The organism is Streptomyces sp. NPDC006624, assembly GCF_040611555.1.
Classification (GTDB): Bacteria; Actinomycetota; Actinomycetes; order Streptomycetales; family Streptomycetaceae; genus Streptomyces.
In genome coordinates, this window is the sequence record NZ_JBEXOM010000011.1 from 245,911 (window position 1) to 266,102 (window position 20,192).

Genomic DNA, 20,192 nt, shown 5'->3' on the forward strand with positions numbered 1-20,192 from the left:
CTCACGCCCGGGGCTCCGCCACCGGCACCCCCAGCGGCCGGGCGAGACCCACCACGGCCTCGTCCAGCCGCTCCAGGTGCCGCAGCACACGGTCGGTGATCCGGCCGTAGCGCGGGGTCCCGGCGTCGGAACCCAGCAGCGAGGCGATGCTCGGCCCGGTCTCCACCTTCGCGTCCGCGTGCGCGTCGGCGACCCGGGCCGCGATGGTCTCGATGTTGCGCACCGTGCGCCCCGCCGCCCCGCGCAGCCGGGGGTCCGCCGCGATCGACGGATGCGTCGGCAGCAGTTCGGCGGTCGCCGCCAGGGTCCGCGCGTGGTACGCGCACGTCTCCAGCAGCGCCACCACGTACCGGGCGGTGTCGCGGCGGGCCCGCAGCGGCGTGACCGGGTGGGTCAGCGGCTGGGTCGCGGCCCGCAGATCCGCCAGGGCCTGGTCCAGGTCGCGCGACTTGTCCAGCAGTTCGTCCGCCGGCCCGCCGCTGAGCTGGGCGACCGCGGCCTCGGTGACACCGGCCAGCCGCTCCAGCACCGTGCCGAGCAGCTCGTTCGTCCGCCGGTCGGTCTGCACGGGCAGCACCAGCGCCGCCGCGACCACGCCGCACGCCGCGCCGAGGGCCGTCTCCTCCACGCGCAGCAGGAGCACCTCCCAGCTGTAGGTGTGCAGCAGCGTGTACAGCAGCCCCAGCATCGCGGTGACGAAGAACGACATCAGCGTGTACGACAGCGGCGCCGAGTAGAACATCGCGAAGATCAGCACCAGCACCAGGGCGAACGCCGTCCAGGTGTGCTGCCCGACGAGCCCCGCCAGCACGATGCCGGCCACCACGCCGAACACGGTGCCCAGCAGCCGCCGGTAGCCCTTGACCAGGATCTCGCCCGTCGAGGACGTGTTGATGAAGACGATCCAGCACGTCAGCACCGCCCAGTACCACCGCTGCGTGGACAGCAGCTCACCGCCCACGATGGCCAGCGAGGACCCGACGGCCACCTGCACGGCCGCGCGGGTGGTGGGGCGCCGCAGACCCGTCTGCTCCTCCGGCTCCGCCTCCTCGCCGCTGCCGTCGATCGCGGCCTCCTCGGCGTCCAGTTCCTCGCGGGAGCGGGCCGTGGCGGGGGTGTCGTCCGACTCGTCCTGCGGGCCGTCCAGCGCGGCCCGCAGGCCCATCACCGCCCGGGCGGCCTCGCCGATGCCCCGGAAGACGTCCTGCACGGCCGCCGGCGCGGACGGCAAGTTCTCCTCGTCCCGGTAGCCGAGGAGCCGGTTGCGCACCTGCGCCAGCCCGGTGCCCGTGTCGGAGCTGCCCGTGCGCAGAACCAGCGCGTGCAGCGCCCGCAGATCCCGGCGCAGCGTTTCCGTCGCCTCGTCCGGTACCGCAGGCCCGGCCAGGGACGGGGCGGGGGCGCCCGGCAGATGCAGGGTGAGGGTGTCGGCGCGCTCGGCGCTGCGCGCGGTCAGCAGCAGCAGCCCGAGCCGCTCGGCGGCGATCTCGGCGTCCGCGATCCGGCGCTGCACCAGCCGGGCGGTCGCCTCGTCCGGGGTGCCCTCCTCCAGCCGCCCCTGGATCATCATCGCCGTCTCGTGCAGCCGCGCGGTGCCGTCGCGCACGGCCTGGAGCGCCTTGTCCATGTCCTCGGCGGAGGCGTCCAGCAGGTCGATCTGCGCCGACACCAGCTGGGCCAGCCGGGCGCGGAAGGCCAGGCGCAGCCGCATCAGGACACCCGTGGGCGTCGCCGGCACGAGCGCGAACCGCACCACGGCGCTGGAGGCGAACGCCAGTGCCATGGCGCCGCACAGCGCGGGCAGCTCGGAAGGGGTCGCGCCGACGAACAGGGACAGGAAGTAGACCTGGAAGCCGATCAGCCCCAGCGCCGTGCCCCGGTCCCCGAACCGGCGGCCGTAGACCGCGCAGAAGATCAGGACGACGAAGAAGACGTCACCGGCGACCAGACGCGAGTGGAGCACCGCGCCCAGGCTCACCGAGGCCAGCGCCACCGGCAGGCCCAGCGCCAGCGTCACGGCCTGCGGGCCGGGCTGCTTCTCCCGGATGGCGAAGGTGGCGACCATGGCCGCCATGGCCCCCGCCACCAGCAGGTGCACATCGGCCCCCAGCAGCGAGAGCACGGCCAGGGTGAGGGCGATGGCGCCGACGGTCCGCAGGCCGGCCGTCAGACGCAGCAGTCCGGGATCGTTCGCCGCGATCCGGTCCCGCAGTCGTGTCCGCACCGAGCGCCCCGCTGCCCTCACGCCGTCGCACACTCTCCCGACTCATCCACACCAAGATCCGCTTCTCAGCATGTCATGCCCGGGCGGAGGAGCCCGACCGGCCCCGTCACCCCACCCGGCCGCTGCCCTCGACGTGCGCCCGCACCTGCTCCGGCGTCAGATAGGCGTCCGTGTACTCGAAGTCCTTCAGCCGGGCGGGCTTGCGGGCCTGGAACCCGGTGCGGACGAAGTCGTCCCCGGCGACGGCGTTGAGCAGCCAGTTCGTCATCACCCGCGTCTTGGCCACGTTGGTGCGCAGCGCCGACCAGTGGTAGCCGCGGGCCACGGCCTGCGCGGGCAGGCCCCGCAGCTCCACACCCAGCGGCTTGGACACCGCGTCGGTGCCGCCGAGGTCGACCACGAGCCCGAGGTCCTTGTGGACGTACGGCTGCATCTGCTGACCGCGCAGCGACGCGATGACGTTGTCCGCGACGTGCTTGCCCTGCCGCAGCGCGTGCTGCGCGGTGGGCGGGCACATCGCGCCGTCGCCCTTGGCCAGGTCGGGCACGGCGGCCGAGTCGCCGAGCGCGAACACCCCGTCGCTGCCGGGCAGGTTCATCTCGGCGGCGACCGCGAGCCGCCCCTTGACGGTCTCCGCGCCCAGCGTGGCGATCAGCGGGCTGGCGACGACGCCGGCGGTCCAGATGAGGGTGCGGGTCGGGACCACCCGCCCGTCGGTGAAGGTGACCTCCTCCGGGCCCGCCTTGGCGATGGACACGCCCAGGGAGATGTCGATGCCCCGGCGCCGCAGGATCTCCTGCGCGCTGCTGCCGAGCTTCTCGCCGAGCTCCGGCATCAGCTTCGGCGCGATGTCGATCAGGTGCCACTTGATCAGGCCCGGGTCCAGCCGCGGGTAGCGCTTGACGGCGGCGTGCGTCAGCCGCTGCAGGCACGCGGCGGTCTCGGTCCCGGCGTAGCCGCCGCCGACCACCACGAACTGCAGCCGCGAGGCCCGCTCGTCCGGGTCCTGGCTGGCGTCGGCCAGGTCCAGCTGCGAGATGACGTGGTCGCGGATGTACGCCGCCTCGGCGAGCGTCTTCATCCCGAACGCGTGCTCCGTCAGGCCCGGGATGTCGAAGGTGCGGGTGATGCTGCCGGGGGCCAGCACGATGTAGTCGTACGGCTGGTTGACGATCTCGTCGGTGATGGTGCGGATGACGCAGACCTTCGCCTTGAGGTCGACGCCGATGGCGCCGCCCGGGATGATCCGCGTGCGGTACTTCTTGCTGCGGCGCAGGGAGACGGCGATCGACTGCGGCGTCAGCACGCCGGAGGCCACCTGGGGGAGCAGCGGAAGATAGAGCTGGTAGGCGAACGGCGTCACCAGCGTGACGTCGGCCTCGTCCGGGGAGAGTTTCCGTTCCAGACGGCGGACGCACTCCACTCCGGCGAAGCCTGCGCCAACCACCAGGATCCTGGGTCGTGTCACGGTGTTCATCCCTTTCTGCGGCTCCAGGCGGTCTGCCTCGAACGCCTTCCGACTGCCCCTGGAACGCCGGTTCGCACCCCTTGGATCTCACCCCCTGCCGGGCCGGTGCGCCAGCCGGGCGTGGCAGGCAGTCGAACGCGTCGATCACCACCATGCCCGCCCGGTGGCCGAAAAGCACCGGGCGGGAGTGAAGAACGCGTGCACACGTGACGGCCGCGGCGGCCGTCGGGACGGCTCGCCGGGACCGCCGGTCAGGAGCGTGCGTCCCCTTGGAGATGGCACAGCAGCAGGCACACGTCGTCGTCGCGCTGGGAATCGCTCAGCAGCGGATCCAGGAGCCGGTCCGCCGCGCTCTCCAGATCCGCGTCCAGGTCCTGCGAACGGAACCGGCCGAGCGCCTGGGCCAGCCGCTCGATGCCCGGGTCTATGCCCTGCGCGCGCCGCTCCACCAGCCCGTCCGTGTACAGCGCGAGCGTCGATCCCGGCGACAGTTGCTCGGTGTGGTCGGCGATCTCCTGGGTCAGGGGGATGCCGAGCATCGCGCCGGGCTTGGCGTCGAGGGTGCGCACGGTCCCGTCGGGCAGCCGCAGCACGGGCGGAGGATGGCCCGCGGCGGCCCAGGTCAGCGTGGACGGCTCGTCGGGGTGGAACCGCGCGATGACCGCCGTGGCGTACAGGTCGGGCTGCAGGTGGTGCAGGAACCGGTGCAGCCGGGTCAGCAGCCGTCCCGGGCTGTCGCCGTCCACGGCGTACGCCCGCAGCGCGGTGCGCAGCTGGCTCATCATCACCGCCGCGTGCAGACCGTGCCCGGTCACGTCGCCGATCACGGTGATGAGCCCGCCGTCGCGCTGGCGGAACGCGTCGTACCAGTCACCGCCGATGTTCAGCCCGTAGGTGGCGGGCAGGTACCGGGCGGCCAGGCTCAGGCCCGGCGTCGACGGCAGGTCCGTGAGCAGGGCGCGCTGCAGCGTCTCGGCGATGTCGCGGTTGTGCTCGAAGCGCCGGGCGTTGTCGATCGCGATGCTGGCCCGCCGGGTGAGCTCGATCAGCATCACCGCGTCGTCCGGGTCCCAGCGCGCACCGGGCGGCGTCAGCGTCAGCACGCCCAGTGGGGCCCGCCTGGTCGGCAGCGGGATGCACAGCAGCGGCCGCCCCGGGTCCAGGGCCGAGGGCGGCTGGTCGTCGACGCCGGGCAGGTTGCCGGGGTGGTCCGCGGCGTACTGGGGCCGCCCGGTGCGGGCCGCGAGCACCGCCGCGGCCGGATGCGGCGTGGAGCGCTTCCGCTCCTCGTCGTGCTCGAACAGCCAGACGTCGACGCTGGAGGCGTACTCCGGGACCAGCAGGTCCGGCAGCCGGCGGACGATCTCCTCGTGGTTGAGCGACGCCGTCAGCACGGCGCTCGCGTCCGCGAGGAACGTCAGCCGGCGGCGGGCGCTCTCCGCCTCGTTGCGGGCGCTGCGCTCGGCGGCGAAGGCCTCGCGCTGCGCCCGGCCGGCCGCGTCCAGCTCGGCGTGCAGCGCCAGCACGCCCTGGTTGGTCTGGTGCAGCTCCTCGCGGTGGAAGGCGACCAGGTCCTCCTGCTCGGTGAGCTTGTCCAGCACCACGGCGGTGTCCTCGTCGGCGCCGAGCAGCGCCTCCGCGAGGGCGGCGGGGTCCTCGGCGACCGTGCCGGCCTCCGCCGCCTCCGCCGCCTCGGGGCAGGTGACCGTGACCTCCCACGGCGGCTCCCCGGAGCACGCGGCCTCCGGCGACGGGGTCACCACGGCGTGCAGCAGCCCCTCCTCGGCGGGGGACCCCGCGAGGTTCAGGGTGAGCCGCCAGGTGCCGCCCTTGGTGAGGCACTGCCGCAGGTGGGCGCTGAGGCCTGCGGACAGCCGGGTCCGTTCGAGGGTGGGCACACCGTAGGCGGCGGCCAGGCGCGCGAGGGCGATACGGGCGCGGGCCGCGTCGGTGACGGTGGTGATCTGCCAAGTGCGCATCATGGGCGTTCCGGCGGGGTCGGGGTCAGCACGGCCACGGCGGTGTCGTCCCGCACCGGGCGGGCGGGACTGCTCGCGTCACGTATCGTCACGGCGGCCGTGACGGCCGGGTCGGCCGCGGGCAGACCGGCGTCGCACGGCGGTGTCCAGCGACTGGGCAGACCGTCGGTGTGCAGGATCAGCAGCCGGTCGGCGGCCCAGTCCGCCTCCTCCTCGCGGAGGGTGGTGGGCCGGTGCACGCCGACGATGCCGGGCCGCGACAGCAGGGGGCGCCAGGAGCCGCCCTCACGCAGCCGCGCCCCCACGTTGCCGATGCCGGCGAACCGCAGCCGGCCGGCGCCGAGGTCGAGCTGCGCCAGGGCCACGGCGGCGCCCCGGGTGCCCTTGAGCGCGTCGTGCAGCTTGGCGAGCACCTCGGCGGGGCAGAGGTGGGCCCACCGGTGCAGCGCCGCGACCGCGGCCGACGAGGCCCGTGCGGCCTCCGGACCGTGCCCCAGCCCGTCCGCCAGCAGCAGCGTCACCCTGTCCCCGGCCCGCACCCACGTCCAGGCGTCGCCCGAGTACTCGGCTCCGCCGTAGGGGATGTTCACCCCTCCGGCCCGGACACCGGCGAGGGGCACCGACGGGTCCGCTGCCGTGGCGGTCCCAGCGGCGGCTTCGGTGGCACCGGCGGCGGGCGGCTCGTGCGGCGGCGTCGCGTTTCCGGGAGCGCCGCCGTCCGGCAGGCCCCGCGCCGGCGTCGGCCACGCGGACGGGTCGTTCCAGGGCGCGGCGGGGCCGGCGGCAACGGCGGGCCGCGCGGGCGTCCCGAGCGGGTCACCGGCGACCACCGCATGGCCCGTGAGGGCGCCGCAGGTCAGCGCTCCGGCCGGAGCACCGCCCCGCGCGGAGTCCTCCGGCGGGGACCCGGCGCCGGACGCGCCGGACGCGCCGCCCGCGGGCCGCGGGGCAGCCACCGCGGGGCCGCCGAGCCCGGACGCCCCGGCCGGCCGCTCCGGTGCGAGCGCCTCGCTCCCGCGCGTCATGCCCAGGCGGGCCACCGCCACCGTGCCGCGGCCCGCCGTGCTGTGCACGCCGAAGTCGTCGGCCAGCCGCAGGCACGTCCCGAGACCCGCCCCCAGGGAGCGGGTCGTGGAGTAGCCGTCGCGCACGGCCGCGCCCACGTCGGACATGCCCGGGCCGTGGTCGATCGCCGTGATCTGCACGACCCGGGACGGCTCCGGGTCCTGCCGCAGCGCGGGCGCGTCCACGACGTCGATCAGGACCTGCCCTCCCTCGGCGTGCTTGAGGAGGTTCGTGGCGAGCTCCGTCGCGACCAGCGCGGCGGCGGCCGTACGCCGCTCGTCCAGCCCGGCCAGCGCGGCCGCCTGCTCGGCGGCGACGCGCGCGTCGCGCACCCGCGTCGCGTCGCGCACCGGGACGTCCCACACGCGCGGCATCAGACCCCCTCGCGCGGCCGGGGCGGCTGGCCCGCCCAGCAGGTGACCCGCACGGTGGTGCCTGCGCCCGGCGTGCTGTCGATGGCGAAGTCGTGCACCAGGCGCCGCGCCCCGCTCAGCCCCATGCCCAGGCCGCCGCCGGAGGTGTAGCCGTCGCTGAGCGCCAGGTCGAGGTCGGCGATGCCCGGCCCCTCGTCGGTGAAGGACAGCCGGAGTCCGTGCGCGCCCGGGCGGCTGACGGGCGTCGCCTCCATCCGTCCGCCCCCGCCGTGCACGAGGGTGTTGCGGGCCAGTTCGCTGGCCGCGGTGACCAGCTTGGTCTGGTCCACCAGGCCGAAGCCGAGCTGAGCGGCGGCCTGCCGGACATGCTGCCGCACCCACACCAGGTCCATGTCGGACCGGATGGGCAGGCAGGCCTCGACGCCCGCGGCGGTGTGCATCACGGGATCTCCTGACGCGGACTGCCCGGACGGCCCAGCGGGGCCTGCCGCGAGAGCAGCTCCATGCCCGCCTCGGTGCTGAGGGCGGTGCTCAGCCCCGGCAGCGTCAGACCCAGCTCCACCAGGGTGATGGCGACCGCCGGGCGCATGCCGGCGACCACGGTCCGCGCGGCCAGCAGCCTCGCCTGCGCGGCGATCTCGGCCAGCACCCGGCCGAGGAAGGAGTCGACGATCTCCACCCCGGAGATGTCGATGAGGACCCCGTGCACGCCCGTGCGGGAGATGGTCTCCGCGAGGTCCTGCTGGAGCTGCTGCGCGGTGCTGTCGTGCAGGTCCCCCTGGAGCGTGATCAGGAGGACGTCGCCGAGCCGGAGCACCGGCACGTGGCCCGTGACGGGACGGGACTGCGCCTCGCTCACCGCTGACCCGTACCCGGGTTCACGATGTCCGCGCCCAGCCGGTGCAGCGCGTGGCCCAGCGCGTCGGCGAGACTCGCGCGGGTGATGACGTCCAGGTCCAGGCCGAGGTGCACCATGGTCTGCGCGATGGCGGGACGGATGCCCGAGACGATGCACTCCGCTCCCATCAGCCGCGCCGCGGCCACCGTCTTCATCAGGTGCTGCGCCACCAGCGAGTCGACCGTCGGCACGCCCGTGATGTCGAGGATCGCGAACCGGGCGTGCTGGTCGACGACCGCGTTCAGCAGCGTCTCCATCACCACCTGGCTGCGGGCGCTGTCGAGGGTGCCGATGAGCGGTACGGCCACGATGCCGTCCCACAGCCGGATGACGGGCGTGGCCACCTCCATCAGCTGCAGCCGCTGCCGGTCGCTGAGCGCCTGCCACTCGCTGAGCGCCGCCTGCATCGCCACCAGCCGCAGGGTGCCCATCAGCAGGGTCAGCGCCGTGGAGGACGCCCGCAGGTGCCCGGGCGGTGCGTGCTCCAGGTCGGCCTCCAGCAGGTTCTCCACGGGCGGCCGCAGCGCGGCCAGCTCGCTGGAGACCTGGGTGCCGGACAGTCCGGCGCGGGAGCGTGCCGCGCCCATCCGGGCCAGCTGCTCGCGCACTCCGCTGAAGCCCGCGGCGTCGGGGTCCTCGACCTGTCCGGAGTCCGCGACCTGGGCCAGCGCGTCCACCACGGCCTTGCCCGCCTCCACCGCCTCCTCGCGCGAGACGGTGAACACGGCCCGGAACAAGGGCTCGTCCGCCCACCTCTGGGCGATCTGCTCCCGCCGGCGGCGCAGGAAGTCCCTGACCTCCTGTGTCGGCGTGGCGAGCTGTCCGTCCGTTTCGTGCTCCGGCACCTGTTTCTCTCCTCATCCGCGTTGCGTCGACCGAGCCCGCTTCAGGCAACGAGAGGCCGAGTGACACTTGCCGGGCGACAACTCTAACCATGCGCCGACCTCGTACGACACCTGCTCAGGCGCCGCCGGTCCGGCTCGGTCGGACGGCGGCCGGAAACCGCCGCCGCCCGCGGGCGGAGGACGGAACCGGGCGTGCGCAGGGCGGGGCGAGGGCATCGGCGGCCGGTCGCGGCCGGCGCCGTGCCCTGGGGACGCCCAGGGGTCAGGCGCCCTCGTCCCCCGGCTCCCCGGGGATCACCGGGCCGGCGTCGACGCGGGCCAGGGCCTCCTCCACCGTCTCCGATATCGGCACCGTGATGCTCACCCCGGTCAGGTCGAGGATGCGCCGCACGGCCGGCGTCGGACGGATGACGTGCACGCTGCCGGCGTCGCCGCGGGTCTCCTGGTACACGCGCAGGATGATGTTCATCCCCGACGAGTCCATGAACGGCACGGACGAGAGGTCGAGCAGGAAATGGCGTCGGCCGTGATGGAGTTGGTTGGCCAGGTGGGCCTGGAACTCGGTCGCGGTGTCGACGTCCAGGTAGCCGTCGACCGTGATCAGGGCCACGTCCTCCCGGGGCAGTTCGACTTCCACGGACAGCGGGTTCTGGGCGAGGGGCACGGGTACCTCCAACAAGTGCTACGGCCTGGGGTGGTCACCTCTGGGGGTGACCGTGGTGCGGGGCGGTGCCGGTCGTGTCGCGGGCTCGGCTGGCGTGTCTCATGTGCCTCCCTTCGCTGCCGGGCTCGGTTTTCACCGCGCCCCCGCGATTACCCCGGAAACCCCGCTCCATGCCCACCGATCCGAACCGGATGTCCGGGCGCTCGCGCGGGCCGGTGGCGGGTGCGCCGAATGCGCCTGCGGCAGCAGGGTAGTTGGGTGCTGTGGGGCAGGGCGGGCGCGAGCCGTCCGCCGGGCTCCAGCGATCCGCACACCGCCAGGGAGGATGGAGCAGCGTGACCATCGACAGAATCTGGGCGTACGCACCGGACAGCGGTCACGTCGAGGAGCAGGACCTGACCGGTTACACCGTCGCAGCCACCGACGGCACGATCGGGCACGTGGACCGCGAGGCCGCCCCGCACGGCCTGCGGCACCTGGTCGTCGACACCGGGGTCTGGGTGTTCGGCCGCAGTGTGCTGGTGCCGGCCGGGGTCGTCACCGGCGTCGACGTGCAGGCCCAGAAGGTCACACTGGCCTGCAGCAGGTCGGACGCCAAGGCGGCACCGCGTTTCCAGACCGACAGCGAGACGAGGGACCCGGAGTACCTGCGGGCCGTCGGTGACTACTACGACAGGCTGCCGCCCCGCGAGACGGCGACGGTCTGAGCAGGTCACGGGCGCCCCGCGCCCGTGACGTTCACGTCCCTGCCCCCGGGGGAGAGCCGCCGGGGCGGGAGTCTCACCAGGGCAGGAAGACGTGGACGTCCTTGCCGTGGTCGTCGGTCACCACGCTGACCTGGTCGCACAGCGTGTGGATCAGGTGCCAGCCGATGCCGCCGCCGCCACTGCGCGGATCGAACGGGCGGGGCGCGGGTTCCGTGGTGCTGGTGTCGTGCAGCACCACGTGCACGCCGTCGAAGGTCCGGCGCATCCGCAGCCCGAACGGACCCGGTGCGTACTGGACCGCGTTGGCGGCCAGTTCCGTCACCACCAGCAGGATGTCGTCCCAGTACTCGGGAGCGGAGGGCGGTGAAGAACGTGCCAGATCACGCAGGAACTCCTCCGCGGCCAGCCGCGCACCGGTGACGTCGTGCGGCTCGCCCACGAAGCTGTTCGTGCGGCTCGGAATCTCCTCGGAGGTCAGGGCGTCGTCCCCACGCGGCTCGGTTGACATATCGCCTTTCCGGCCCGGGCGTCAGCGAGGGCTGTCGTCAGGGCTGTCGTCCTTTCTCTTGCGTCGCCACTGTTGCGTGTTCCCGAGGGGGCGAGGCCTACGCGTCCGGGCGCGCGCTCAGCGGAACACGCTGTCCGGATCATCCCAGTTGGTCGGCTCGTGGGGGGTGCGTGACCTCCCCGGACGCCCGCGTGAGGCGTACATCATGTCGATCTCGGAGGCGTAGCGCCGCACGATCTCGTCCCGCCGCAGCTTCATCGACGGCGTCAGCAGCCCGTTGGTCACGTCGAACGGCTCGGGCAGCACCCGGAACACCCGGATCGACTCCGACCGCGACACCGCGCTGTTGGCCGCGGCCACCGCCCGGGCGACCTCCTCGCGCAGCGCGTTCTCCTCCCGCGCCTCCCGCATCTCGCCCTGCAGCGCCAGCGCCGCCCGCCAGTGCGCAAGGAACTCCGGGTCCAGCGTGATCAGTGCGCCCACACACGGCCGGTTGTCGCCCACGACCACCGCCTGGTGGATGAGCGGGTGCATCCGCAGCCGCTGCTCCAGCGCGGCCGGCGCCACGCTCTTGCCGCTGCTGGTGATGATGATGTCCTTCTTGCGGCCGGTGATCGTGAGATAGCCCTCGGAGTCCAGCTGCCCGAGGTCCCCGGTCGCCAGCCAGCCCTCGCGCAGCGCGGCCCGGGTCGCCGCCGCGTCACCCACGTACCCCTGGAACACCGACGGGCCGCGCACCAGGATCTCGCCGTCCCCGGCCACCCGGATCTCCATGCCGGGCAGCACCTGGCCGACCGTCCCGGACTTCTCCCGGCCCAGCGGCTGCATCGTCACCCCGCCCGCCGTCTCCGTGAGGCCGTACCCGTCGTGCACGTAGATGCCGATGCCCTCGTAGAAGAGGGACAGGTCGCGGCTGAGCGGTGAGCCGCCGGACGTCGCCCGCCGCACCCGGCCGCCGAGGGCCGCCCGCAGCCGGCGGTAGACCGTCCGCTCGTACAGGGCGTGCTGCAGCCTCAGGTCGAACCCGGGGCCGCGCCCGCGGCCGAGCCGCTGGCGCTCCAGGGCCGCGGCGTAGTCCCGCGCCGTCCCGGCGGCCCGCTCGAACAGCCCGCCGTGACCGCCCTGCTGCGCCGTGCGCAGGAAGTTCTTGTAGATCTTCTCGAAGACCGAGGGGACCGCGTAGAAGTACGTGGGCCTGAAGGAGCGCAGCGCCGACGACAGCGCCTCCCCGCCCAGATCGGCCTGGTGCCCCATCAGCAGTCCGCCGCGCACGCACAGCCCCTGGATCATCAGCCCGTACACGTGGGAGAAGGGCAGGAACGCCAGTACCGAGCCCTGCTCACCGGGCGCCGCGGCCGTGTGCCCCCAGCCGGCCAGCAGGGTGTCGCAGGGGCCGGCGAGGTTGCGGTGGCTCAGGGCGCAGCCCATGGCGTGGCCGGTGGTGCCGGAGGTGTAGGCGATCACGGCCGTGGAGTCCGGCAGCACGATGCGGCGCATGGAGTCGACCGTGGTGAGCGGCACGTCCTGCCCGCGGGCCGTCAGCTCCTCCAGCGCGCCCGCGTCCAGCTGCCAGACGTGCCGCAGCAGCGGCAGGGCCGCGCACACCGAGCCGACGGTCATCACGCCCTGCTCGTCCTCGACCACCACGGCCACGCAGCCGGAGTCCCGCAGGATCCACTCCACCTGGTCGCGCGACGACGTCGGGTACACCGGGACGACCTCGGCGCCGACCGCCCACAGCGCGTAGCACAGGACCGTCCACTCGTACCGGGTGCGCGCCATGATCGCCACGCGGTGGCCCGGCGCGACACCGGACGCGATCAGGCCCCTGGCCGCGTCCAGCACCTGGTCGCGCAGCTCGATCGCCGTCACCTCCTCCCAGGTCTCGGAGGCCGGATGGGCCCGGCGCGCGAGCACCGGCCGGGTCGGCTCGCGGTCCGCCATCTCGAACACACTGTCGGCGAGCCCGCCGGTCAAGGGCGGGACGGCCGGTGGAGCGAGGGCGAGGTCGCGCATGCACTGCTCCTGACATGTACGGGGTGTGACAGTGCCGACGAGTACCGTCATCGGCGGTGCTCGAATGTAGTCGAGCCGGGACCCTTCGGGGTCGGGAAATACGGAAGTGGGCCGACTGGTGATCTCGTCGTGATCGGGGGACCCGGAGGACATGAGTCACTACAGCCCCGACCCCGAGCCCGAGCGCAGCACCGGTCTGGAGCCCGGCGGCGGCGTGCCGCCGGGCGAGACCCCGCCCGCGGAGAGCAGCATGCCCGAGGCGCTGCCGCGCGAGACCCACAACCCGACCAAGGGCTGGGCCAAGGCACCGCTGACCGTGATCATGGTCCTGGTGATCCTGGTCGCCGCGTTCTTCCTGGCCTACGCCCTCGTCCTGATCCTGTGAACCGTGCCCCCTCAGGGGGCACGGACCCTCTCACGCCTGCGTGTGACGCACGCACTCGGTGACGACGTCCCGCAGGCTGCCCGTGCGCTCCAGCAGCTCGCGCTGCACCCGCGCCCCGTTGCCGTCGCGCAGCAGCCCGGCGCACGCGTCGCGGGCCCGCTCCAGGTCACCGGTGCCGTCCAGGGCCTCCTCGACGTGCTCCAGCAGGGCCCGGACGACGGACGCGGCGGGCATCCGCCGCATGGTCGCGGGATGCAGCAGCTCACCCGTCAGCCCCGCCCGGGCCGCCTGCCAGTCGGCCAGCCGCAGCAGACTGACGCCCGGATCCAGCGGCTCCCGCCCGGCCCGCCACTCGCGCGCGGCGGTCTCCACCAGGCCCCGCACGAGGGTCGCGATCAGCACGGCCGTGTCGGCGTGCAGGCAGACGTCCGAGACCCGCAGCTCCACCGTCGGGTAGCGCTGCGACAGCCGGGCGCCGAAGTAGATCATCCCGTCGTCGAGGATGGCGCCGGTGGCCACCATGTCCGCGATCAGCCGGTGGTACCGCTCGGCCGAACCGAAGATCTCCGTCGGGCCCGCCGACGGCCAGCGCAGCCACACCCGGCTGCGGTAGCTGCTGTACCCCGTGTCCTTGCCCTGCCAGAACGGCGAGTTGGCGCTGAGCGCCGTCAGCACCGGCAGCCACGGCCGCAGCCGGTCGATGACGGCGACGCCCTCCTCGTCGGACTCCACCGACACGTGCACATGGCAGCCCATGACGAGCTGCTCCCGGGTGGCGATGCCGTACTGGTCCGCCATCCACTGGTAGCGCCGGTTCAGGCCGATGGCCGGGCTGACCGGCAGCGGCGAGGTGGCCAGCGCCGCGACCGTGCAGCCGATGTCCCCGGCGTGCCGGGCGGCCTCCTTGCGGCAGCGGACGATCTCCGCCCGCAGGCTCTCCATCGACGACTGCGGATGCGTGGCGAACTCCAGCATCTGCTCGTGGAGTTCCTTCTCGAAGACATCCTGATCGGCGTCGTCCTGCGCGACCCGGGCGAGCACCGCTGCGGACTGCGCCCGCGGTTCCCCGGTCTCCGGATCGACCAGGAGGAGCTCCTCCTCCACTCCGACGGTGCGCACCTGATGCCCGCCCTTCCCTGACCCTGAAGCGTCGACCACCGGGGGTTCCCGGGGGTACGACCCCCAGTGCCCCTCACGGGCGGGTCGGACACCTGGTGCGGCCGGACTTCACACCGCGAACGGCGCCAGCCACACCGTGGCCAGCGGAGGCAGCGTGAGCCGCAGCCGGCCGTCCTCCGCCTTGACCGGGTCCGGGTTGGTCACGCCGCTGCCGCCGTAGCGCGGGTCGTCGGTGTTGAGGATCTCCCGCCAGGCGGCCCCGTCGTCCGGGACCGGGAGCCCGTAGTCCTGCCGGACGACGGGGGAGAAGTTCGACACCGCCAGCAGCGCCCGGCCCTCGGCGTCGTACCGCAGGAAGGCGAAGACGTTGTCGTCGGCCGAGTCCACCGCCACCCACCGGAACCCCTCCGGCCTGGTGTCGCACTGCCACAGCGCCGGCGTCGCCAGGTACGCCGTGTTCAGGTCGCGCACCAGGTCGCGCACGCCCCGGTGGTCGCCGGCCGAGTGGTAGCCCTCGTCGAGCAGCCACCACTCCGGGCCCTGCTCCACGGACCACTCCGCTCCCTGCGCGAACTCCTGCCCCATGAACAGCAGCTGCTTGCCGGGGTGGCTCCACATGTAGCCGAGGTAGGCGCGCAGGTTCGCCCGCCGCTGCCACCAGTCGCCGGGCATCTTCGTCACCAGGGACTGCTTGCCGTGCACGACCTCGTCGTGGGAGATCGGCAGGACGTAGTTCTCGCTGTAGGCGTACACCATCGAGAACGTCATCTCGTGGTGGTGGTACTTGCGGTGCACCGGCTCGTGCGCGATGTACTCGAGCGAATCGTGCATCCAGCCCATGTTCCACTTCAGCCCGAAGCCGAGCCCGCCGGTGTCGGTGGGCCGGGTCACCCCGCCCCACGCCGTGGACTCCTCCGCGATCGTGACCACGCCGGGGGCGCGCCGGTACACGGTCGCGTTCATCTCCTGCAGGAACGTCATCGCCGCCAGGTCCTCCCGGCCGCCGTAGGCGTTGGGCTCCCACTGGCCGTCCTCGCGCGAGTAGTCCAGGTACAGCATCGAGGCGACCGCGTCCACGCGCAGCCCGTCGATGTGGAACTCCTCGCACCAGTACACGGCGTTCGCGACCAGGAAGTTGCGCACCTCGGTGCGGCCGAAGTCGAACTCGTAGGTGCCCCAGTCCGGGTGCTCCGCGCGCCGGTCGTCCCCGGGCTCGTACAGCGGCTCGCCGTCGAACCGGGCCAGCGCCCAGTCGTCCTTCGGGAAGTGCGCCGGCACCCAGTCCATGATCACGCCGAGGCCCGCCCGGTGGCAGGCGTCGACGAAGTACCGGAAGTCGTCGGGGGTGCCCAGCCGGGCCGTCGGCGCGTAGAAGCCGGTCACCTGGTAGCCCCAGGACCCGTGGAAGGGGTGCTCGGCGACCGGCATCAGCTCCACGTGCGTGAAGCCGAGGTCCTTGACGTACCGCGGCAGCTCCTCGGCGAGCTGCCGGTAGTCCAGGCCCGGGCGCCACGACGCCAGGTGCACCTCGTACACCGACATCGGCGCCTCGTGCACCGGCGTGTCGGCGCGGTGCGCCATCCACTCGGCGTCGCCCCACTCGTAGTGCGAGGCCGTCACGATCGACGCCGTGTTGGGCGGCTCCTCCGTGCGGCGGGCCATCGGGTCGGCCTTCAGGAACCGGTGGCCGTACCGGGAGTGGATCTCGAACTTGTACGCCGTCCCCTCGCCGACGTCCGGCAGGAACAGCTCCCACACCCCGGACGCGCCCAGCGACCGCATCGGGAACTGCGTCCCGTCCCAGTACGTGAAGTCCGTGGCGACGCGCACGCCCTGTGCGTTCGGCGCCCACACCGTGAACCGGGTGCCGGCCACGCCCTCGTGGGTCATCGGCTGCGCGCCGAGCGCCTGCCACAGCTGCTCGTGCCGGCCCTCGCGGATCAGGTGCAGGTCGAGCTCGCCGAGCGCGGGCAGGAAGCGGTACGGGTCGTGCGTCTGCTGTTCCCCGCCCTCGTACGCCACGTGCAGCGTGTACGCGGGGATCGCGTCCAGCGGCAGCACGCCCGAGAAGAGGCCGTCGCCCTCCGAGACGAGTGCCGTGCGCCTGCCGTCGATCACCACGCTCACCGAGCGGGCGAAGGGGCGCAGCGCCCGGAACACCACCCCGCCGGGCACCGGGTGGGCCCCCAGCAGCGCGTGCGGATCGTGGTGGGCACCCGCCAGCAGCCGCCCCCGGTCCTGCGGACTCAGGGCGGGCGCGGCAGCGGTCGTGACGGGGCCGGACGGCTCCGGGATTGAGGTGTCTCGCAGGGCCACGGCTCAGTCTCCTCTCACAGCGAGGCGCTCGATCGCCGCCATCGGTACAGGCAGCCAGTCGGGGCGGTGCCGTGCCTCGTACAGCACCTCGTACACGGCCCGGTCCGTCTCGTAGGCCCGGAGCAGTCCGTGCTTCTTGCGGGGGTCCCAGCCGGCGCGTGCGGCGTAGCCCGCGCAGTACGCCTCACGGCAGCGGCGGGCCCACTCCGGGCGCCAGGGGCGGCGCTGCCGGGCGGCGTAGTCGAAGGAGCGCAGCATCCCGGCGATGTCCCGCACCGGCGAGTGGGCGCTGCGCCGTTCGGACAGCGGCCGGGACGGCTCGCCCTCGAAGTCGATCACGAACCACTCGCGTCCGGCCCGCAGCACCTGGCCGAGGTGCAGGTCGCCGTGGATGCGCTGGGCGGGCGGCCCGGCGTCGCAGGTGGTCAGCGCGGCGAACGCGGTCCGCAGGCCCGGCACGAACGGCCGCAGCGCGGGCACGCAGTGCGCGGCGGCGTCCAGCCGCTCGGTCATCGCCGCCGCCGTGCTCCCGTTCTCGCCGGGCTCGCCCACCGGGAACGCCGAGGCCAGCGCGAGGTGCACCTCCGCCGTCGCGGCGCCCAGCGCCCGGGCCTGGACGGTGAAGTCGTCTCCGGCGGCCAGGGCGTGCAGCGCCAGCGTCCAGCCGTCGGAGGCGTCCCGCAGGTACGGCTGGAGCACGCCGAGGGTGGCCGTGAACGGATGCTTCGTCTGGAACCAGGCCACGGGCGCCGGGACCCGGTGGCAGCCCTGGCAGGCCAGCGCCCCGGGCACCTCCAGGTCCGGGTTGACGCCCGGCTGGATGCGCCGGAAGACCTTCAGGATGTACTCGTCGCCGTACACCAGCGAGGAGTTGGACTGCTCGGCGTCCAGCAGCCGCGGCACCAGCCCGGCGGGCACCCGCTGGTCCGGGTCGCAGTCGAAGCGCAGCGGCCCCGCGGTACCGGGCCGGCGCAGCCGGTCCAGGAGCAGCTGGGCCGAACGGGGGTCGTGCAGCGCGTCGTAGACCGTCAGACCGGCCAGCGGCCCGTCCTGCACCCGCCCGATCAGCGCCCGTCCGAGCCGCGGCGCCGGGTGCTCCCGTACGCGGAGCAGCAACTGGTAGCAGTCGCCCGCCGGGGGAGCGCCGCCGGGCGAGGGCACACCCGTGTGACCGGCGTGACCGGCGTGGACCAGCAGGTGCAGACAGCCCGGGAAGAGCTCGGTCATCGACAGCAGGCCGAGGTCGGTGACGGGCCGGTCCTTGCCCGCGAACCAGCGCTGCCCGGGCAGCCAGTCGCGCAGCAGCCCGCCGAGCGACTCCATGGGCTCGGCCAGGCACGTGAGACCCGGGCGGAGGGATGCGGTCTTCGGCATGGTCACGCCTCCTTTCGTCGGCGCATGCTCACAGTCGCCGGCCGATGCGGGATGCGACTCGAGTGAGCCGGAACCAGTAGAAGCCGTGGCCCCCGAGGGTCAGCAGATAGGGCAGTTCACCGATCGCCGGGAAGCGGACCCCGCCGAACAGCTCCACGGGGACGCGCCCGGCGAACTCCCGCAGGTCGAGTTCGGTGGGCTGGGCGAACCGCGCGAAGTTGTTCACGCACAGCACCAGGTCGTCCTCGTACTCCCGCAGGAACGCCAGCACCGCGGGGTTGGAGGAGGGCAGTTCGGTGTACGAGCCGAGGCCGAACGCGGGGTTCTGCTTGCGGATCTCGATCATGCGGCGGGTCCAGTGCAGCAGCGACGAGGGCGACGACATCGAGGCCTCGACGTTGGTGACCTGGTGGCCGTAGACCGGGTCCATGATCGCCGGCAGGAAGAGGCGGCCCGGGTCGCAGGTGGAGAACCCGGCGTTGCGGTCCGGCGTCCACTGCATCGGGGTCCGGACCGCGTCGCGGTCGCCGAGCCAGATGTTGTCGCCCATGCCGATCTCGTCGCCGTAGTAGAGGATCGGCGAGCCGGGCAGGGCCAGCAGCAGCGCGGTGAACAGCTCGATGGTGTGCCGGTCGTTGTCCAGCAGGGGAGCCAGCCGCCTGCGGATGCCGATGTTGGCGCGCATCCGGGGGTCCTTGGCGTACTCCGCCCACATGTAGTCGCGCTCTTCGTCGGTGACCATCTCAAGCGTCAGCTCGTCGTGGTTGCGCAGGAACATGCCCCACTGGCAGCCCGAGGGGATGGCGGGCGTCTTGGCGAGGATTTCCGAGACCGGGTAGCGCGACTCGCGGCGCACCGCCATGAAGATGCGCGGCATCACCGGGAAGTGGAACGCCATGTGGCACTCGTCGCCGCCGGTGGCGTAGTCGCCGAAGTAGTCGACGACGTCCTCGGGCCACTGGTTGGCCTCGGCGAGCAGCACGGTGTCCGGGTACTGGGCGTCGATCTCGCGGCGGACCCGCTTGAGGAAGGCGTGCGTGGCGGGCAGGTTCTCGCAGTTGGTGCCCTCGGCGGCGTAGAGGTAGGGCACCGCGTCCAGCCGGAAGCCGTCGATGCCCAGGTCGAGCCAGAACTTCAGCGCGGCCAGGATCTCCTCCTGGACGCGCGGGTTCTCGTAGTTGAGGTCGGGCTGGTGCGAGAAGAAGCGGTGGAAGTAGTACTGGCCGCGCACCGGGTCGTACGTCCAGTTCGACGTCTCGGTGTCGACGAAGATGATCCGCGCCTCGGAGTAGCCCTTGTCGTCGTCGGCCCACACGTAGTAGTCGCCGTAGGGGCCGTCGGGATCCTTGCGCGACTCCTGGAACCACGGGTGCTGGTCGCTGGTGTGGTTCATGACGAAGTCGATGATCACGCGCATGCCCCGCTGGTGGGCGGCGTCGGCGAACTCCACGAAGTCGGCCAGGTCGCCGAACTCCGGCAGCACGGCCGTGTAGTCGGCGACGTCGTAACCGCCGTCGCGCAGCGGTGACTTGAAGAACGGCGGCAGCCACAGGCAGTCGACGCCGAGCCACTGCAGGTAGTCGAGTTTGGCGGTCAGGCCCTTCAGATCGCCGACGCCGTCCCCGTTGCTGTCCTGGAACGAGCGGACGAGCACTTCGTAGAAGACGGCGCGTTTGAACCAGTCGGGGTCGCGGTCCCTGGCGGGGGTGTCCTCGAAGGTGTCCAGTACGGGCTCGTTCACGGTCATGGCGTTCCTGCCCCTCCGTTCCCTTGAGCGGGGGGCGGCGAGTGGACGTGGAAGACGTGCGCGGGAGCCCGCCCCGGCTCCAGACGCACGTAGTTGCTCCGGCCCCAGTGGTAGGTCTCGCCGGTGAGCTCGTCGCGCACCGGCACCGACTCGTGCCAGTCCAGGCCGAGTTGCGGCATGTCCAACGAGACCGTGGCCTCCTGGGCGTGGTGCGGGTCGAGGTTGGCGACCACGAGGACGACGTCGGAGCCGGTGCGCTTGCTGTACGCGATGAGTGCGTCGTTGTCGGTGTGGTGGAAGCGCAGGTTCCGGAGCCGGTGCAGCGCGGGGTGGGCGCGGCGGAGGGTGTTGAGCCTGGTGAGCAGGGGGGCGATCGTGCGGCCCTCGCGTTCGGCCGCCTCCCAGTCGCGGGGCCTGAGCTGGTACTTCTCGGAGTCGAGGTATTCCTCGCTGCCTTCGCGGAGCGGGGTGTTCTCGCACAGTTCGTAGCCGGAGTAGATGCC

General features: G+C 73.1%; 17 protein-coding genes. 2 read left to right on the forward strand and 15 right to left on the reverse strand.

Annotated elements, in window-relative coordinates:
• Window position 1: 1 nt before the first annotated feature.
• The 8 genes from ABZY20_RS22170 to ABZY20_RS22205 all read right to left on the reverse strand — a co-directional run bounded on the left by ABZY20_RS22170 (window position 2) and on the right by ABZY20_RS22205 (window position 9,517).
• Window positions 2–2,245, reverse strand: coding sequence for an FUSC family protein (locus tag ABZY20_RS22170; RefSeq protein WP_356443234.1), 2,244 nt, complete (start codon window positions 2,243–2,245; stop codon window positions 2–4).
• An 85-nt stretch (window positions 2,246–2,330) separates the two neighbouring features.
• Complete coding sequence (locus ABZY20_RS22175; protein WP_356443235.1) at window positions 2,331–3,701, reverse strand: NAD(P)/FAD-dependent oxidoreductase; 1,371 nt, start codon at window positions 3,699–3,701, stop codon at window positions 2,331–2,333.
• 242 nt (window positions 3,702–3,943) lie between these two features.
• The gene (locus ABZY20_RS22180) at window positions 3,944–5,674 is read right to left on the reverse strand and encodes a SpoIIE family protein phosphatase (RefSeq protein WP_356443236.1); all 1,731 of its coding nucleotides are present in this window, start codon (window positions 5,672–5,674) and stop codon (window positions 3,944–3,946) included.
• The gene (locus ABZY20_RS22185) at window positions 5,671–7,110 is read right to left on the reverse strand and encodes an ATP-binding SpoIIE family protein phosphatase (RefSeq protein WP_356443237.1); all 1,440 of its coding nucleotides are present in this window, start codon (window positions 7,108–7,110) and stop codon (window positions 5,671–5,673) included. Before ABZY20_RS22185 ends, ABZY20_RS22180 begins: the two co-directional genes overlap by 4 nt.
• Entirely contained in the window at window positions 7,110–7,550 is a 441-nt protein-coding gene (locus tag ABZY20_RS22190; protein WP_356443261.1) for an anti-sigma regulatory factor, read from the reverse strand. Before ABZY20_RS22190 ends, ABZY20_RS22185 begins: the two co-directional genes overlap by 1 nt.
• Window positions 7,550–7,969: an STAS domain-containing protein gene (locus ABZY20_RS22195; RefSeq protein ID WP_356443238.1), complete on the reverse strand. Its 420-nt coding sequence runs from the start codon at window positions 7,967–7,969 to the stop codon at window positions 7,550–7,552. Before ABZY20_RS22195 ends, ABZY20_RS22190 begins: the two co-directional genes overlap by 1 nt.
• Window positions 7,966–8,853 (reverse strand): STAS domain-containing protein, encoded by an 888-nt coding sequence (locus ABZY20_RS22200; RefSeq protein WP_356443239.1) that lies wholly within the window; start codon window positions 8,851–8,853, stop codon window positions 7,966–7,968. The genes ABZY20_RS22195 and ABZY20_RS22200 overlap by 4 nt, the downstream gene beginning before the upstream one ends.
• A gap of 262 nt (window positions 8,854–9,115) precedes the next feature.
• Window positions 9,116–9,517, reverse strand: a complete 402-nt coding sequence (locus ABZY20_RS22205) for an STAS domain-containing protein (RefSeq protein ID WP_356443240.1) — start codon at window positions 9,515–9,517, stop codon at window positions 9,116–9,118.
• Between the two features lie 335 nt (window positions 9,518–9,852).
• On the opposite strand from ABZY20_RS22205, the gene ABZY20_RS22210 reads away from it, so the two are divergent.
• Window positions 9,853–10,224: a PRC-barrel domain containing protein gene (locus tag ABZY20_RS22210; protein ID WP_356443241.1), complete on the forward strand. Its 372-nt coding sequence runs from the start codon at window positions 9,853–9,855 to the stop codon at window positions 10,222–10,224.
• A 73-nt stretch (window positions 10,225–10,297) separates the two neighbouring features.
• Here the strand turns inward: ABZY20_RS22210 and ABZY20_RS22215 are convergent, their stop codons facing one another.
• Both ABZY20_RS22215 and ABZY20_RS22220 read right to left on the reverse strand, forming a co-directional pair.
• Window positions 10,298–10,732 carry an ATP-binding protein gene (locus ABZY20_RS22215; RefSeq protein WP_356443242.1) on the reverse strand — a complete coding sequence of 145 codons (435 nt, stop codon included), beginning with the start codon at window positions 10,730–10,732 and terminating at the stop codon, window positions 10,298–10,300.
• Window positions 10,733–10,849: 117 nt separating this feature from the next.
• Window positions 10,850–12,748 (reverse strand): AMP-dependent synthetase/ligase, encoded by a 1,899-nt coding sequence (locus ABZY20_RS22220; protein ID WP_356443243.1) that lies wholly within the window; start codon window positions 12,746–12,748, stop codon window positions 10,850–10,852.
• Between the two features lie 151 nt (window positions 12,749–12,899).
• Between ABZY20_RS22220 and ABZY20_RS22225 the strand changes: the two genes are divergently transcribed.
• Entirely contained in the window at window positions 12,900–13,133 is a 234-nt protein-coding gene (locus tag ABZY20_RS22225) for a DUF6480 family protein (protein ID WP_356443244.1), read from the forward strand.
• 30 nt (window positions 13,134–13,163) lie between these two features.
• Here the strand turns inward: ABZY20_RS22225 and ABZY20_RS22230 are convergent, their stop codons facing one another.
• The 5 genes from ABZY20_RS22230 to ABZY20_RS22250 all read right to left on the reverse strand — a co-directional run.
• On the reverse strand, window positions 13,164–14,252 hold the full coding sequence (locus tag ABZY20_RS22230; protein WP_356443245.1) for a glutamate--cysteine ligase: 1,089 nt from the start codon (window positions 14,250–14,252) through the stop codon (window positions 13,164–13,166).
• Between the two features lie 108 nt (window positions 14,253–14,360).
• Window positions 14,361–16,568: a 1,4-alpha-glucan branching protein GlgB gene (gene glgB / locus ABZY20_RS22235; protein WP_356443246.1), complete on the reverse strand. Its 2,208-nt coding sequence runs from the start codon at window positions 16,566–16,568 to the stop codon at window positions 14,361–14,363.
• A 3-nt stretch (window positions 16,569–16,571) separates the two neighbouring features.
• Complete coding sequence (locus ABZY20_RS22240) at window positions 16,572–17,942, reverse strand: maltokinase (RefSeq protein ID WP_356443247.1); 1,371 nt, start codon at window positions 17,940–17,942, stop codon at window positions 16,572–16,574.
• Window positions 17,943–17,970: 28 nt separating this feature from the next.
• Window positions 17,971–19,689, reverse strand: a complete 1,719-nt coding sequence (treS, locus tag ABZY20_RS22245; RefSeq protein WP_356443248.1) for a maltose alpha-D-glucosyltransferase — start codon at window positions 19,687–19,689, stop codon at window positions 17,971–17,973.
• Window positions 19,686–20,192: DUF3459 domain-containing protein (locus ABZY20_RS22250; protein WP_356443249.1), on the reverse strand; the 507-nt coding region annotated here is incomplete at its 5' end. The genes treS and ABZY20_RS22250, both read right to left, overlap by 4 nt.